16 protein-coding genes are annotated in these 15,081 nt (G+C 48.3%); all 16 read left to right on the forward strand.

Translation table 11 applies throughout. The annotated features are described in order from the left end of the window. Positions 1–90: 90 nt before the first annotated feature. The 16 genes from ACYPYQ_RS04855 (at position 91) to ACYPYQ_RS04930 (ending at position 15,079) form a co-directional block, all read left to right on the forward strand. Positions 91–279, forward strand: coding sequence for a hypothetical protein (locus ACYPYQ_RS04855; RefSeq protein WP_459720575.1), 189 nt, complete (start codon positions 91–93; stop codon positions 277–279). A gap of 11 nt (positions 280–290) precedes the next feature. Further along, positions 291–416 carry a hypothetical protein gene (locus ACYPYQ_RS04860; protein WP_459720578.1) on the forward strand — a complete coding sequence of 42 codons (126 nt, stop codon included), beginning with the start codon at positions 291–293 and terminating at the stop codon, positions 414–416. A 16-nt stretch (positions 417–432) separates the two neighbouring features. Then, positions 433–651 (forward strand): helix-turn-helix domain-containing protein, encoded by a 219-nt coding sequence (locus tag ACYPYQ_RS04865; RefSeq protein ID WP_459720580.1) that lies wholly within the window; start codon positions 433–435, stop codon positions 649–651. A 230-nt stretch (positions 652–881) separates the two neighbouring features. Continuing rightward, on the forward strand, positions 882–1,394 hold the full coding sequence (locus ACYPYQ_RS04870) for a thermonuclease family protein (protein WP_459720582.1): 513 nt from the start codon (positions 882–884) through the stop codon (positions 1,392–1,394). A gap of 182 nt (positions 1,395–1,576) precedes the next feature. Further along, complete coding sequence (locus ACYPYQ_RS04875) at positions 1,577–2,068, forward strand: hypothetical protein (protein WP_459720585.1); 492 nt, start codon at positions 1,577–1,579, stop codon at positions 2,066–2,068. Between the two features lie 232 nt (positions 2,069–2,300). Next, entirely contained in the window at positions 2,301–3,212 is a 912-nt protein-coding gene (locus ACYPYQ_RS04880) for a DUF4007 family protein (protein ID WP_459720588.1), read from the forward strand. Further along, positions 3,205–6,642: a hypothetical protein gene (locus ACYPYQ_RS04885; protein ID WP_459720592.1), complete on the forward strand. Its 3,438-nt coding sequence runs from the start codon at positions 3,205–3,207 to the stop codon at positions 6,640–6,642. The genes ACYPYQ_RS04880 and ACYPYQ_RS04885 overlap by 8 nt, the downstream gene beginning before the upstream one ends. Next, positions 6,635–7,462, forward strand: a complete 828-nt coding sequence (locus tag ACYPYQ_RS04890; protein ID WP_459720595.1) for a phosphoadenosine phosphosulfate reductase family protein — start codon at positions 6,635–6,637, stop codon at positions 7,460–7,462. The genes ACYPYQ_RS04885 and ACYPYQ_RS04890 overlap by 8 nt, the downstream gene beginning before the upstream one ends. 45 nt (positions 7,463–7,507) lie before the next feature. Next, on the forward strand, positions 7,508–9,925 hold the full coding sequence (locus ACYPYQ_RS04895; protein WP_459720598.1) for an ATP-binding protein: 2,418 nt from the start codon (positions 7,508–7,510) through the stop codon (positions 9,923–9,925). A gap of 3 nt (positions 9,926–9,928) precedes the next feature. Next, entirely contained in the window at positions 9,929–11,851 is a 1,923-nt protein-coding gene (locus ACYPYQ_RS04900) for a hypothetical protein (RefSeq protein ID WP_459720600.1), read from the forward strand. 158 nt (positions 11,852–12,009) lie between these two features. Then, positions 12,010–12,294, forward strand: a complete 285-nt coding sequence (locus tag ACYPYQ_RS04905) for an HU family DNA-binding protein (protein ID WP_459720604.1) — start codon at positions 12,010–12,012, stop codon at positions 12,292–12,294. A 227-nt stretch (positions 12,295–12,521) separates the two neighbouring features. Further along, complete coding sequence (locus tag ACYPYQ_RS04910; RefSeq protein WP_459720607.1) at positions 12,522–12,911, forward strand: hypothetical protein; 390 nt, start codon at positions 12,522–12,524, stop codon at positions 12,909–12,911. Beyond that, positions 12,892–13,401, forward strand: coding sequence for a hypothetical protein (locus ACYPYQ_RS04915; RefSeq protein WP_459720610.1), 510 nt, complete (start codon positions 12,892–12,894; stop codon positions 13,399–13,401). Before ACYPYQ_RS04910 ends, ACYPYQ_RS04915 begins: the two co-directional genes overlap by 20 nt. A gap of 83 nt (positions 13,402–13,484) precedes the next feature. Further along, complete coding sequence (locus ACYPYQ_RS04920; RefSeq protein ID WP_459720613.1) at positions 13,485–14,129, forward strand: DUF6904 family protein; 645 nt, start codon at positions 13,485–13,487, stop codon at positions 14,127–14,129. A 70-nt stretch (positions 14,130–14,199) separates the two neighbouring features. Then, positions 14,200–14,493 carry an integration host factor subunit beta gene (locus tag ACYPYQ_RS04925; protein ID WP_459720616.1) on the forward strand — a complete coding sequence of 98 codons (294 nt, stop codon included), beginning with the start codon at positions 14,200–14,202 and terminating at the stop codon, positions 14,491–14,493. Between the two features lie 70 nt (positions 14,494–14,563). Next, positions 14,564–15,079 carry a hypothetical protein gene (locus ACYPYQ_RS04930; RefSeq protein ID WP_459720619.1) on the forward strand — a complete coding sequence of 172 codons (516 nt, stop codon included), beginning with the start codon at positions 14,564–14,566 and terminating at the stop codon, positions 15,077–15,079. Positions 15,080–15,081 lie beyond the last annotated feature (2 nt).

Genomic DNA, 15,081 nt, shown 5'->3' on the forward strand with positions numbered 1-15,081 from the left:
ACATAGACCCACTGGGTCTATAGTTCGGGCGCGGCATGATGGTGGATGCTTGCCCGGTGAAGTGACTCTCGATGTGCTGGAGGAAATTGAATGCATACGATTCACGTTGTGCGGCAAATATCGACTGGGCTGTACTTGAGGATGACGAAGTTCGATTCGGATACGCAGGAACCGGTTTACGGCCCTTTGGAGATGGCCTGGATCGCGCTGAATTTTGAGCAGGCAGATGCTCAAGCGGCATTTCTGGGCGATGACCACGAAGCAGTTAAATTGCAATAGGGAAGAGTCGTATGGAGTTATTTGTTCGCATCATCGCAATTGGCCTGCTGCTGATTGGTGGATATTACGCGGCAGTAGAGTTTCAAGCCTTCCAAGAGAAGAGCATTCAGGCGGGTGGAGCCCTCATCAAGCGATGAAATATGTAATTATGCAATGAGCGTTGATAGGCACACCTTTTATCAGCCACTACCGGAAGAGGTAATCGCCTTGCGCGAGCGCCACGGCCTGACACAGACAGAAGCGGCAGAGCACTGGATGACGACTATCAATACGGTCAAGAAATGGGAATCGCCACTGGAGTCAGGCAACAACCGGCGCGTGCATCCGCTGATGTGGTGGGCAATGAGGCGGATTCTTGGGGATAAAGGTTGATGTGAGCTATGAACTGTGCAGTGGTTGAACATCAAACTGGCAAGAAAACGCACCTCACAAACGTGCTGGCATGCTCGGTTGGCCAGCGCCAGAGACAACCATTCGTGAAACTCAGACTTGTGGATGGTAGCGAGCAGGTCATCCAGGGCGCTGTATCCTGCAATCTGGTTGATGACGCATGGTATGTCATGAATGCTTCAGGTTTTGCGATATAACGGATGGGCGGCACGATGAGACTTCCGGCCTTGCTGCTGTTGATTTCATGCGCGTTCGCCACTTCTGCCTTGGCCAACACCATCACCGGCAAGGTTGTCAGCGTCGCGGACGGAGATACCCTCACCATCCTGGATGTGGCCAGAGTGCAGCATAAGGTGCGCCTTGCCCAGATCGACGCACCGGAGACCTCGCACGGCAAGAACAAGCCCGGACAGCCCTTCGGCAACGATTCCAAGCAATCGCTGGCTCAACTCACCTTTGGCAAGATGGTAACGGCTTCCTGTGGTGATACAGACCGCTATGGCCGCTCTGTGTGCGGCATCTCTGTGTGCGGCATCTCTGTGGACGGCATCGATGTGAACAGAGAGCAAGTCCAGCGCGGCATGGCTTGGGTGTATCGCAGGTATGCGCATGACACAACGCTCTACCGTGCCGAGGATGACGCAAAAAGAGAAAAGCGCGGCCTATGGCGATTGGAAGACGCAGTGCCACCATGGGAGTGGCGGAAACGAAAGGTGAAGCCATGAATGCAGCATGCCCATTTTGCGCGAGTGAACACACTGGAACCATCGAGATTGATACTGAAGGCTGGGCAGTGGAATGTTTTGAGTGCAAGTCGATTGGCCCGACGGGCAAAACCAGAGAGCTGGCTGAACTACTTTGGGACGAGCGCATTCTCTATTCCGAGATGAGGAAGGGCGGGTAGGCAGTGACAAGCCTGTTCGACCAATTCACTGCGCTGCCGACTATCACACACCTGCTGATTGGCGGCATTTTGGTGATTCATTTCGTCATCGCGCCTCGATTGGGCATGTGGGCGTTTAGCCTGTTTGCTTTGCCTGGTACCGCGGTGCACGAGCTGAGTCACTGGCTTGTTGCGCTGCTGCTGGGAGCTAAGCCTAGCTTCCCGAACATTATCCCCAAGCGGGAGGGCGGCACCTGGACATTGGGATCAGTTCGCATGGCTCCCAACATCCTGACGCGCATCCCGATTGCACTGGCGCCGATTGCGCTCTTTCCTTTTAGCATCTGGTATGCCGTCGCCCATCCCGAGGTTACGGGTGGGTGGAATCTGGTCCATGTGTGGATTGCTGGCACGCTGATTGCCGCGAGTCTACCGTCACGCCAGGATTGGCTGGTAGCATTGCCAGCAATCATTTGCGCAATCGTGGCGTATTTTGTTCTTCGTTATTTGAGCTGAAAAAATGCGAATGTCAGTCTGATTTTTCGATGACACGTCTTCGGATCGGGCAATCTCAATCATCAGAGAAGGACGCTATTTGGCTTGCAAATAGTACTAATATTTAACTTAATTAAGATTAGCTGTGATGCATATACAGTTTATTATAGCCAAGCACATTTTTGTTCAGAAAGCTGGGGCCGTCTTGGGGGCAACAGAAGTGCCAAAAAATGCTAAGAAACGAGGTGGATAAATGGTTGATGAGCTTGATCGGGCCGAGCGTTTTTCGGGTCACGAGTCTTTTGTATGTCGCTACGGCTGGTTGCCAAAGATTTATCGTGCCGTTGTGAACGAGCCGGCACTGCTTCGAAATCATGAGGGGGCGATGGATACTCTTGGCATCGGGCGAAATATGGTGAAGTCACTGCAGTTCTGGGCTGAAGCAACTGACATTATCGCACCGGATAAGGCTGGACACGTTCCCGGTCTTGTGGGTTCATGCCTGTTTGGTGAGTTAGGATGGGATCCTTATCTCGAATCGTTAGAATCCTTGTGGCTTATACATTGGCAATTAAGCACGAAGGCAGGTTTGGCTGCGTGGAATGAGGTGTTTGGCGAGGGGCGGCTTATTCGTTTTGATCGGCAAGGACTGGTAAATGCTTTGATGAGGAGGAGCGCTGGGTTGTCTCGCCCTCTGGCGTCCAGCACTCTTGAGCAGCATGTCTCAATTTTCATCCAGAGCTACTATCAGGCCGAGCGCAGTACAGACGATACTTCTTGGTGCCCATTGCAGGACTTGAATTTGATCAAAGCAACGAAAGCCGAGGATGGGGGCGTCAAATACAATACAGATGCGGCATTACCAATAGGGCTGTCCGCTCGTGTGTTCGGATTTGCCTTGTTAAATTTCTTGGCCCGTCAGGGTAATAATCAATGGACAGCTGACTTTAGCAATGTGCTCAAGGGGGAATGTAGTCCAGGGGTTGTTTTTCGTTTGGATGAGCATCAATTGCGTCAATTCCTCACAAACACAATTGCAGGGCCGTTCCAGGGGGCGCTCAGGTTTGTTGATACTGCGGATACGCAAAGCGTTGTCCTGAAGCCAGCGGAGCTTGGACCACAATACCGTCAGTGGGTGCGGGAGGAGGTATTGGAATATGCATGAACATGTCATTGATGTGTTGACTCTCAGTGGGCGACACACTCGCTCTATTGCTTTAAATCGGGACTTATATGATGACCAGGTTACAAATGGTTATTTGATGACGCCTAATGGCCTTGCTGCTCTTCGTCAAATTGGTGAGGGTCTTGTCACGGGAAAAGCGCAACGCGCATGGAAGATTGTAGGTCCCTATGGGAGCGGCAAGTCTGCTTTGGGGGTTATTCTTGCTCAGTTGTTAGCGGGTCCAAGCCGTTATCCTGCCGCTGCAGAATGTCTTGCTGCAATTGCGCCAGATATCGCCGCCAAGTTTCAATCGACAAACAGACTTGGTCTGGCAGTTGTTGGCTCGCGCACGTCGTTTGGCTTGGCTTTGGCCGCTTCGATAGATCAGGCGCTTCAAGACATCAAGGGGACAAAAGCGGTCATCGCGTTTCGAAAAAAACTCGATATCGAAAATGGAACTTACAAAAAACTCCCAATTAATTCGGTAGTAGGCGATTTGGCCGGGGACTTTGCCACTGTTGTTACCTCGGTGGGTTACCAAGGCATAGCGCTATTGATCGACGAGGTGGGTAAATTCGTAGAGTACGCAGCTCTCTACCCTGAGCAAGGAGACTTAATTGCACTTCAACAAGTTGCTGAGTCTGCATGCAAGGCTAACGACGATAAGCTGGTTGTATTTGCAATGTTGCACCAACATCTTGCCAGTTATGCGGCCGGTGTCGGGCGCTCCCTCAACGATGAGTGGCATAAAGTTGCTGCGCGGTTCGAAGAAATTCCGTTTGATGAACCCATAGAGCGTTACGCTCACTTTGCCAGTCACGCCCTGGGCGTCAAGCCGGTTTTGTATAAACGCAAGGATCTGGTCTCGGAAGGCAAGACTCTTTATACACAAGCTCTGCAATTGGGCATATTGCGCTCTACTTCTACTGTTGACAAAGAACTCTTTGAGTATCCAGAGAATCTCTACCCGCTACATCCGCTTACGTTAGCCGCTATTGCCACAGTATCGAAACGATACGGTCAGAGTGAAAGGTCTTTTCACGCATTCCTCAAAGGCAGCGAACCTAAAGGACTTCGTGATTTTGCTGCTAGCCATGCTATTGGTGCTTGGTACAGGCTTACGGATCTCTACGATTTTCTATCGGATGGGAACAGTCTGCGCTTTCGAGACTTGGGTGCTGAGCGCCGTTGGGCTTTTGCTAAGGCAGCCGTCGAGCGACTTACTCAGGATGCGGTCGCACTATCAGTTTTAAAGACAATTGCAGTGCTAGAGTTGGTGCAGGCCGGTATTACTGTGCCAATAACCGCTGAGGTGATTTCTTTCGCGTTGGGTGATGATGATGTGATGGAGAGTAGTTCGGCACTCTCACGATTGGTTGATCAAGGCATTCTTCTAAAGCGTCGCAAGAAGCCGGAATATAGTCTGGCAGTGTCTGATGCCGTCAACATTGAGGCGCTTTACGAGCGTGCGGCAGGTTCTAGCGAAAGTGAATTAGTTGTTAAGGGCATTGCCAAAGCACTATCTAAACGTCTCGTTGTAGCCAACCGTCACTATGACGCAACTGGCACGATTCGCACCATGGGCATGCTAGTGGGTACAGCGGATGCCTGGCCGCAAATCCAAGTCGGAAAATCAGATGATGTGCGGCCAGATGCATGGCTTAGGCTTGTATTGGTTACTAAGGGCTCAAAGGCAGAACAGCAACTGGCAGATCGTTTAAAGGACGAGCAGGACGAACTTTGTATCAGTGCTGGCTTGGCATTGTCTAATGAAAGCCGTGCCGCGCTTGCAGAGTTCGCTATTTGGCAAACTGTACTGGGAGAAGTAAATAATAAGCGGTTGGATCCATGGACAACTAGGTATGTCGAAGATCGACTACAGGATGCCGGCGATGTTGTCGAGCGTCTTGTGACTTCAGCGTTAGTGCCATCTGCAGATCGTCCCGGCCCCTGTTATTGGCATGTCGGCTCCACTATTCCAAATAGTGAGTTCATGAACGTCAGCCAACTGGCCTCTTGGCTATTCGATAAGGTGTATCACCAGACGCCGCGAATCGTGAACGAGTTGATCAATAAAGACAAGCCCGCTTCGGCTATAGTTTTAGCAAGACAACGGATGTTCGATGTCTACTTGAGCGGAGATGAAGCGCGTCAAATTAGTGGCGATGCCGAATACCCCCCAGAGCGACTGATTCACACCACGCTTTTATGTAATACAGGCATCTGGCGGGAAGTTGACGGTCGTTGGGGGCTTCATGCGCCCATTCTCTCCAAGTCATCCCCTTTTTCTGCAGTATGGTCAGCTATTGCGCTCCAACTTGACTCTGAAGAGCCAAAGAGTTTTGAACAAATTCTTGAGGCACTTGCAGCGCCTCCTCTGGGTGTTAGGGCGGGACCAGCTGGGATCTGGATTGCTGTATATCTGCTAACAAATCGTGCTAGATGTGCTGTTTTCGAGCGAGGCACGTTGATTTTGGAAATGACCTCCGAGCATTTGCAGCGGATGTACAAGAATCCGTCGGCATTTACGATGAGAGAGTTGCCCGAAGTTGAAGGAAGTCGGAGGCTGCTTGCAGACTATCGGGTCGCGCTCACGGCAGTTGGTTGTTCCATTGAAACGAATGCAACGTACCTAGAGACTGCGCGAGAGCTCATTCGGTGGTTCTACAGACTTCCAGACTTCACCAAACAAACTCTGAGCGTTAGTAAGGACGCAACTTTGGTTCGCTCAATATTGGACAAGGCTACGGACCCCATAGAGCTACTTACTCATACGCTATGCCGTGCACATCTTGAATCGAAGTCAAAAGACAGCTTCTCCATTTGGCTGACAAACACTTTGACGAATCTGGGCATGGCTCATCGTAAGCTTCAAGAGGACGTTGCTAATGAGTTGGGGCGAGGCTTTGGGATAAGCGGTCCTTTAAGTCGCGTTCGCGGCCAATTGCAAGCTGAGTGTACTAAAGAGAGTTCCAAGCTTGCAGATGCGAAATTAAAAGGCTTTATCCTGCGGTGTACAGATTTGCTGCTAACTGATGAAAAGTGGCTTGATTCTGTTGGGAGCCTTATAGTGCAACGACCTTTGGATTCATGGGTTGATGACACAATGAGCAAGTTTCAGGAAGGACTCGCTGATCTTTGCGGTCGATACCAGCGCTGGATGAAGGTTGTGATGCTTCGAGGAAAGGCTCCTCGTGCTGCGGATCGCTTTATTGGTGTCACGTTAACAACTCCAGGAGGTGAGGAAGTCTCTGTGTTTTCCTCTACCAACGATGCGTCAACATCGATCGCGAAAAGCGTCCTTGAATTGGTTGCCAAGTTTGCGAAGGGTGACTCCCAGTTGGCGGCCACATCATTGGCCCAAGCATTAATGGGGATTCAAACAGATGATGTAAGTAAGAATGCGAAGGAGAGAACCAGCCATGGCTGAAGAGAAACGTCCAAGGCACATTTTGAGCCTGTCAGGCGGCAAAGACAGTGCAGCGCTTGCAATCTACTTGCGTGATCGTGTGCCAGAGATGGAGTATATATTCAGTGATACTCGGAAGGAGCTGCCAGAAACCTATGAGTATCTGGATCGAATATCCAGCTATTTAGGCAAAGAAGTAGTTCATCTAAATGCCGATGTGGGTTTTGACCACTGGTATGAGATGTACGGTGGAATGATTCCGTCGAACCATCGTAGGTGGTGCACTAGAGCCCTCAAGCTCAAACCTTTTGAGCAGTATTGTGGCAACGAAGAGGTCATCAACTATGTTGGCTTGAGAGCAGAAGAAAATCGTAGTGGCTATATCAGCCATAAGCCAAACATCAAAGCAGTCTACCCGTTCAGAGAAGACGGACTGGTGTTGCGTGACATTGAAGAAATTCTGCATACCTCAGGAGTGGGTATGCCTCCATACACCAAGTGGGGCCGTACAAGGTCAGGGTGCTATTTCTGCTTCTATCAACAAAAGATTGAATGGGTTCGACTGAAGGAAACCTATCCTGATCTCTATGACAAGGCTAAAGAGTACGAGAGGCCATACGAGAAGACAGGAAATTTCTTTACGTGGAGTCAAGGTGAGAGCCTTGCCGAATTGGAGCAACCAGAGCGAATGGAACAAATCAGGCGCGAGCACGTAATACGGATGCAGCGAAATGCTGCAAGAAGGGAAAACGTAAAGCTTATTGAAATTTTTGCTGAAGCTGATCAGGCAGAAGGGCTTGAAGAAGATGATGACCAAGGCTGCCTAGTGTGTCAATTGTAGACATACTCACCTGTTTGTACCCCTCAAGATAAATGACTACACGCCATGTATAAATTCAATGTCAAAGCCCGCGTTTTGCTTGAACTCGGGGCTGAACTCATCAGTTCGGATGAAGTAGCGCTGTATGAGTTAATCAAGAATGCCATTGATGCGGGCAGCAAAAAGATCATTATCAGCATTCATTCGTGGCTGAAACACTCAGACTACCGAACATTGTTGGCAGAAATCTTGGAGGCAGATTCCCCTTTCAAAGCGGCTCAGGTCACGAAATGGCTCAAACACTACGTGAGTGCAGAAGCCAGCCATGAGTTCAAAGAGAGTTTTGTGAATACTCTGGTTGGGGCTACATCGGCACAAGTTCTCAGTCCATTGCGTAGCCTCTATTCGAATTGCACGTACATTGAGGTTGAGGACTACGGCGACGGAATGTCCAAAGATAATTTGGAGACAAATTTCCTGACTGTAGGTACGCCCAATCGCCTACAGAAAGGTACTAAGCAATACCTTGGTGAAAAAGGCATTGGACGCTTGTCTACAATGCGCCTTGGGCGTCGCTTGATTGTAACGACAACAACTATTCATGATAATCATTACTCGCAGTTGCGATGTGATTGGGGGGCGCTCGAAGAAAACTTGGACTTAAATTTGGGAGATTTTCATCCCGAAATTAACACTCTTGAAGTTGAAAAAAACAAAGACAAAGGTACGACGATATCAATATCTGATCTGCAAAGCGATTGGACAGAACTTAAGCTTCGGCAAATCGCCGTACAGCATCTTTCCAAATTGCAGGATCCATTTGATTTGGAATCCCCTCGACTGGATATTCGACTCTTTTTTAACAGTACTCAGATAAGAGGCGCATTGATCGAAATCGATAAAACTTGGCTCGATCAATGGCATGGATATCTTGAACTAAACTTCTCTTACAAAGAGCTCCCAGTGCAAGATAGCCCAAGTAAATCGAAAAAAATTCCGGTCTTGACTGGAAAAGCGATATTTCGCGTACCTGCAACTGGAGGGAACGTTGAGGAAGATGAAAAGGAAATCTATGCCGAAGGAGATGGGGTATTTAGTCTGTTAGCAGACGAGAATGAGCCGATAGCGCCAGGACAAACGCGTAGTAACGCTCCGCGTTATCTGGGCATTGATTCTTTAGGGGCTTTCGAAATGAAGGGTTATTGGTATAACCGTCAGCGTAAAGGCTTGGAACTTCCAGAGAAGGGGGCAAAGAGTGAATTCAAAGAATGGCTAACCCAGTGGGGCGGAGGCCTGCTGGTATATCGCGACGGATTTCGGGTTTATCCATATGCGTCTCCCGAGGATGACTGGCTGTCTCTTGATCAGCGTGCATTGAGACGCAAGTCATTCAAGCTAAATCGAGGTCAGTTTGTTGGCTACGTGCGAATTGGCGCCCTGCAAAACCCGGCGCTAAAAGATCAGACGAATCGGGAGGGAATGCGAGACTCACCCGAAAAGAGAGCGTTAATTCAATGTCTGCAATATGGTATTTGGAAAGAATTGGGTGTTCGGGTATCCGCTCATGAGGAGCGCTCTGCCCGTTTGGCTCTGAACTCGGTCCAAAAGATTGATCAATTGGTCAAGACACAATCTAAATCAGCGAAAACGTCATTGACCGTCTTAGCCAAGAAGCTACCGGAAAGTGACTCTACTATTCGACAGTTAAGATCTCATGTTGATCAGCTGGAACTCGCATGGGCTCATGCCAAATCGACGATCAAGAAACAACAGAGCGGTGCCGAGACTTATGTTCATCTTGCAGGAGTCGGATTGCTAGTGGAATTTATCGTGCATGAGCTAGCAAGGACAACCAAGTACACTTTGAACGACCTCGATATGGAGGCAAAGTCTACGAGACTTTCACCTTCCTTGCGGTCACTCCAGCAACAACTCAAAACACTTGAGAAGAGGCTCCGCATATTGGATCCCGTGAGTACTCCAGGACGACAAATCAAAACTGAATGCGATATATTGGAAGTATTGGAAACATTGTTTAGTGCCCATCAGGCTCAGTTTGATCGCCACAAGATAGCTATAAAGTTTGACCGGGAGCCATTCGAGAAGCTTGTTTCAAACGTTGTTCCTGGGCAAATGTTCCAGATTTTTGAGAATTTGATTTCCAATTCTGTCTATTGGTTGTCGACTCGAGATTCGCTTTTGGGGGACAGCTCGACTACAAGTCACGCCAGGCAGTCGGAAATCACCGTTCAATTCGATCTGGCTCAGAAAATAATTTGCTTCACAGACAGCGGGCCTGGTATGGAGGAGGAAGATGGAGATAAAATTTTCGATCCTTTCTGGAGTAAGAAGCCGGCCTCTGCAGGGCGAGGTTTGGGACTATATATAGCTAAACGATTGTGTGACGACAATGGGATAAAAATTCATCTGCTCTGGAGTGAGGATGAGCAGGTCTTTAACGGTTTCCAATTTAGTTTTTCGTGATCCATGGATTCTTTGTCTGCAGAAAAGCAACGTCAACCACAAGTCCTATTTATTGATGATGCTTGGGCCGCGCCTGCCAGAGGCAAGCTCGTTTCTTGCATACCTCAGATTCGGGAAATACTTCAAGACTATCAAGATGTGAGGGACTGGTTTTCTTCGGAATATGGAACAACTGGTGAAGTTTCAGACCCAACGTATTTTGATGCTTGGTTGCGGGAGGCAGAGCAAGACATAAAATTCTGGCAACGACTATCTTCGTCACCGAAGTTCAATGAGTTGCAGGATAACTGGGGAGAAATTGCAAATATCTGGCGAGAGTCCGTTATTTTGCTAGAACAAGTCCGAAAGGAGCTGGAGGAAAAAGGCTTCGAAGTCGTTCTTCAAAAGCAATTGCCTGATGCCACCCAGCTACGAATTCCAGAAGTCATCGTTCTCGATTACGTACTATCAGAGGAGGCTGACCCAGAGAAAATCAGGGAGAGCAATTTGTGGCTAAGTGCAATTTCTGATCATTGCATTAACAGTGATGACGCTAAGCCCCCACTTGTTTTGCTAATTAGCACTTCCTTAAGAAGCCAAGATAGAGAAACAAAGGCTAAAGCATTTCGTCTTGATTCGAAAACTCGCTCCAGCTATTTTCGTTTTGTACCGAAAACAGATGCTGATTTTTCTTGTCGCATCGTAAATCATGCGAAATATTTTCAAGAGACAACTTCAGAAAGGTTGTCTGGGTTCTACTCTGTATACAAAGGGCTCAAGAAGGGCTATCAAAATGCGGCTGCAGAAATTACCAAATCAATCGACGATCTTGAATTAGAGGATTTGGCTACATTTCATGCTGCGCAGCTTCAAAAGGAAGACACGCTCGATGAATATTTAGCATGGCTGTTCGGGCAGGTGCTTACATCAAAGCTGCTTAGGTGTGCTGAGTTTGTAGGCCCAGCAAGAATCGTCCAAGACTCCGATGAGGTTCTGTTAGGGCAACTAAAGCCTCAACAACTAATCCCTGCACTGTTCTACGAGGCGTCATTTTTCCCAAGCACAGAACAAGTACTATTAGATGCTGGTGTCGCCGAAATTAGATTTGCTAATGTATACAAGGCTGCCTGTGAAAATAATGTCGTGCTGTTGGTGATTTCGCAAACTTGCGACTTGACCCATAACAAAATTACAAATGATCAGGTTCTTTGTGTCGAAGGAACCCTTAACTCGATTGACGTGAAAACAGAGGCCTCACTACTTAAACTGACGATTGATCAGATCGACCGCAAGCATCAGGTCTATCAGATTGATGGAAAGTATTACTCAATTGATTGGGGGGAGTTTAAGAATCTACGTACCTTAAGTGCCGAAAGGCTCAATAATAGAAAATTGTTGAAACTGATTGGAAGATTAAACGAACTATATGCATTGAGCATTCAAAGTGCGGCGTTGCAAGAATTAGGTCGAATTGGCCTTCCGATAACTCCTCATTTTGTATATTACATTGCCAAAATATCAATTGCTGTTGCGCTTCAAGGGAGGGGGCGTGTTGCTGAAGTCGATATCGATAGTGGCGATATTATTGGTGTAATCCGCCCACAAAAAGGGGGGTGTGACCTTCATATTGCAGCAGATATTCGAATCGAAATCGCAGACAAGTTAACCACCCTACTTGAGCCAGCATATTCCAAGCACTTCAATACAAAGCAGGTCGCAGAGTTTCTTAATTTGCTCAGAGGCCACGACTCAAAGGCGCTCAACGGAAGCGGTGACTTGGGAGCGGAAACAGGCATCAGTTTCAAACACATCGTCGTTTTTGATCAGGCGGGGGAAAGAAAACCACAATCGAATCCAGCCTTCGTTAAGGCTTATGCAAAATTGGAAAAGAGTAAGTCGATAGACGACAAAAACCTAATTGAAATCGTCTTTCAACCAATCAAGTGATTCCATTTGAAATTTGAAGGAAAAGTTTACTAGAACGGTTGTGTCACAGAAAATTGATGTTAAACATAACAATGCACTCCAATAAGTAAAGCATATCTCTGCACTTGGTGCAGAGATATGCTTCCCATCACAATTAACCGCCACACAGGAGAATAAGCATGAACCGTAAGGAACTGATTGACGCACTTTCCGCAAAGACCGGCAGCAGCAAGGCTGACGCAGATCGCAACATCGCAGCACTGATCGAAATCATCACCAGCACCCTGAAGAAGGGTGACAACGTTGCATTGGTTGGCTTCGGCACGTTTGAAGTTCGCAAGCGCGCAGCACGTACCGGCCGCAATCCTGCTACCGGCGCAGAGCTGAAGATCAAGGCTTCCAAGGCTCCGGCATTCAAGGCTGGCGCTACGCTGAAAGCAGCCGTGAACGGCGGCAAGAAGTAAGCTGCAAGACTTTGTGAGAGCCCGCCAGTCACGAATGGATGGCGGGTTTTTTCACACCCGTCGTTTGCGTTCGGGGACCATATAATTTTTCATACCGTATAGTTTTTCATAAGGGCTATTTGTGGTCTGCAGTTGGAAATCGAGCCGTAGGAAATAGGTTTCAAAAAGCCGTGATAGCTTGTTCAATCACGCGGACTTCCGCGTGTGCCAACAAACAGGAGATCATCATGGACAAAGAGGTTGTAATCGACGGAAATGGAAATATCGACAAAGCCAAACGCATGATTGCGCTGTTCGATAATGCGGAAAATGCTTTGAGTGACTTGTTGAAGTTCATAGAAGAACTGGGGTACGAGCCGCCCGGTACCAGGTTTTCTGAAATTCTTCAGAGAGGGCATCGAATAACAGGATCCAACAGGACATTTGATGCGATTCTGGATAACCAGAGCACTTCCATCCAAGTTTCCGAACTGGATAGATATGAAGTGATAGGTCGTAATGACGCATCGTTTCTACCAGTAATTCGACTAATTAACTACAATAGCTCAGATTCTCGCGGCAAGTTATGTCGCGCGGACATGGACGGAGGAATAGGGGATGGGAGAACACAAGCGTAAGAAATTGGCGCCAGAAGAGTTGAGGCAAGACGAAAACTGGCTCGATGATATGTTATTGCCCGTTGATTTCGAGATTTTCAAGTTTGTATCTCAAACCTATCAGGCTGCTGCAAGGATGACCATGCCAGTAGAAAATCCAAGTGCGCGTCCGATTCTTGAGATGAATGGAAAACAATACTCTTTTTCGGACATGCCGATTAATCGCGGCATGCTGGCAGCCAAGGGGCAATTGAACGAATTGGAAGCTAAGAATCATCAAGCATATCTGAACCGCCTCATGCACTTTGGCGAGATATTGGAGGCGCGTGAGCGGTTGGGCGACCTGATCCGCGAGGGTAATGAGCCTGGTGCTCTTATGATTTCAGAAGCCGTGATGTATGCGGCTGCGACCGCGAAGATGTTCGTCTCTGGCGAACACATGGGATACGACATCGATGATGTAGTCCAAGTCGCCCATGATTGGGCTGCATCACATCCAGACACTGAATGACTAGCAGTTGGAATGACGAAAGTAAATGCGAATAGAAGACACGCGAGCTGCGTTGTTGTCGCCAATTCAAGAGAGTTAATACAGTGCTAAGTTACAGACTGCTGAAGAATCACGGTGGAATCATGCTGATTGGTGACTATGGCACGCTGAAGGTGTTGCATGAAGTCATCCATGATGTGAATGAGCGTTCTCCGCTGATTCGAGATGTTGAAGGGTTTTTTATTGGCCTTGCGTATGACGTTAGAAAGGCATTTGAACGTCAGCGCGAGATTATCGAGCCACCGAGGAATTTTGAAGAGCAGGGCGTTCAATACGGCGTTAAGATTTTATGGCCAGTATTGTTAGCCCAACATCGCATATTGCGAACGTCACTTGCCTTCATAGACTCTGGAAAAAAGCATCAGGCCATCACGTACGCGCTTGAGTGGGTAATTGAAAATGCGCTGCAGGATGACTTTGAAGGCCTCGCGCCATTGATAAAAGATAGGTGGCTACAACTCGATCCACAATCTCCCGTGCTTGAAGAAAAGATTGGAAGCAGGGCGGCTCAATTCTGCGCATGGTCAAAGTCCGAACGAAAAAGATACATGGTCAATCTTCTTGAAAGCCTATCCTCGTTGTACTCCCTCATTTACAAGATGAGAGAAAAGTCCGGAGAGGTCGGCATGATTTCACCGGAACAGTACGATGAATGGATTGGTCAGGAGTGCCCAGATCCGAAGGTATAAAAAGTTGCTCGGGGCATGTGGTGAAGTATCAGTATCACTCAAACCAACCTAAAGCTGGCAGTTGAATAAAATGACACGCTCTGAACTTATAAAAAAACTGGCTGATCGTTTTCCGAAATTCACCATCAAAGACTCAGAACTGGCAGTCACCATTATCTTGGATGCCATGGCTGACACCATGTCCAGGGGAGGGCGGACTGAGATCCGAGGTTTCGGCAGTTTCGGCCTTAACTACCGTCCTCCGCGGATGGGACGCAATCCAAAGAACGGAGTCTCAGTTCCCGTTCCCGGCAAATATGTCCCACGCTTCAAGGCCGGTCTAGAACTGCGTGCGCGCGTCGATTTTGGTAGTCCGCATCCTTGAGGTTCTACTGGCGTGATTCACGGTTTATCAATCAAGTCCTCTAACGTAAATCGAACTTCAAGGGGTAGCCATGTCGTCTCAGAATGAAAACCTGAAAGTCATCATCGATCAACTGTTGTCCGCCCAAGAGACAGCAGAGATGCTTTTCGAGAAACTGCAACGCATGGAAAGCCATACACCTCATCTTTGCGCTGTTACAGCGGCAAGCATTTCAGATGGCCAACTCCTGACCGGTCGTGTTCTCTCAAATCTGTCCGTGGCACAACGCGAGATTGAATCCCGGCTGCCGGATTATGCTTTCGATTCTGGAGTTCATTGGGCGGCTGGTAAGCTCAACCTTTCTGTGGCATGTATGTTTCCTACGCACCTGGATATGATGCTTTCCCACCATGACGAGGGAATCAGACAAGTCGCAGTACGTTGCGGCGATTTGAGTGAAGAACAGTTGCAGAAAGCGCTTCATGACCCGGAAAGCTGGGTAAGGCAGGCGGCGGAGACACGCAAAAGGGATGGGAACAAATCTTCAATACACAGGGATTTGCCGATGGTCACGCTAAAGTCTATCGCCAGAGTAGGTAAACAGTAACA

Source organism: Sideroxyarcus sp. TK5 (assembly GCF_054601595.1).

Coding starts and splice junctions, on each gene's coding strand:
- ACYPYQ_RS04910 (WP_459720607.1), top strand. CDS start 12,522: ATGGACAAAGAGGTTGTAATCGACGGAAATGGAAATATCGACAAAGCC.
- ACYPYQ_RS04860 (WP_459720578.1), top strand. CDS start 291: ATGGAGTTATTTGTTCGCATCATCGCAATTGGCCTGCTGCTGATTGGT.
- ACYPYQ_RS04905 (WP_459720604.1), top strand. CDS start 12,010: ATGAACCGTAAGGAACTGATTGACGCACTTTCCGCAAAGACCGGCAGC.
- ACYPYQ_RS04885 (WP_459720592.1), top strand. CDS start 3,205: ATGCATGAACATGTCATTGATGTGTTGACTCTCAGTGGGCGACACACT.
- ACYPYQ_RS04870 (WP_459720582.1), top strand. CDS start 882: ATGAGACTTCCGGCCTTGCTGCTGTTGATTTCATGCGCGTTCGCCACT.
- ACYPYQ_RS04925 (WP_459720616.1), top strand. CDS start 14,200: ATGACACGCTCTGAACTTATAAAAAAACTGGCTGATCGTTTTCCGAAA.
- ACYPYQ_RS04855 (WP_459720575.1), top strand. CDS start 91: ATGCATACGATTCACGTTGTGCGGCAAATATCGACTGGGCTGTACTTG.
- ACYPYQ_RS04930 (WP_459720619.1), top strand. CDS start 14,564: ATGTCGTCTCAGAATGAAAACCTGAAAGTCATCATCGATCAACTGTTG.
- ACYPYQ_RS04865 (WP_459720580.1), top strand. CDS start 433: ATGAGCGTTGATAGGCACACCTTTTATCAGCCACTACCGGAAGAGGTA.
- ACYPYQ_RS04880 (WP_459720588.1), top strand. CDS start 2,301: ATGGTTGATGAGCTTGATCGGGCCGAGCGTTTTTCGGGTCACGAGTCT.
- ACYPYQ_RS04900 (WP_459720600.1), top strand. CDS start 9,929: ATGGATTCTTTGTCTGCAGAAAAGCAACGTCAACCACAAGTCCTATTT.
- ACYPYQ_RS04915 (WP_459720610.1), top strand. CDS start 12,892: ATGGGAGAACACAAGCGTAAGAAATTGGCGCCAGAAGAGTTGAGGCAA.
- ACYPYQ_RS04890 (WP_459720595.1), top strand. CDS start 6,635: ATGGCTGAAGAGAAACGTCCAAGGCACATTTTGAGCCTGTCAGGCGGC.
- ACYPYQ_RS04895 (WP_459720598.1), top strand. CDS start 7,508: ATGTATAAATTCAATGTCAAAGCCCGCGTTTTGCTTGAACTCGGGGCT.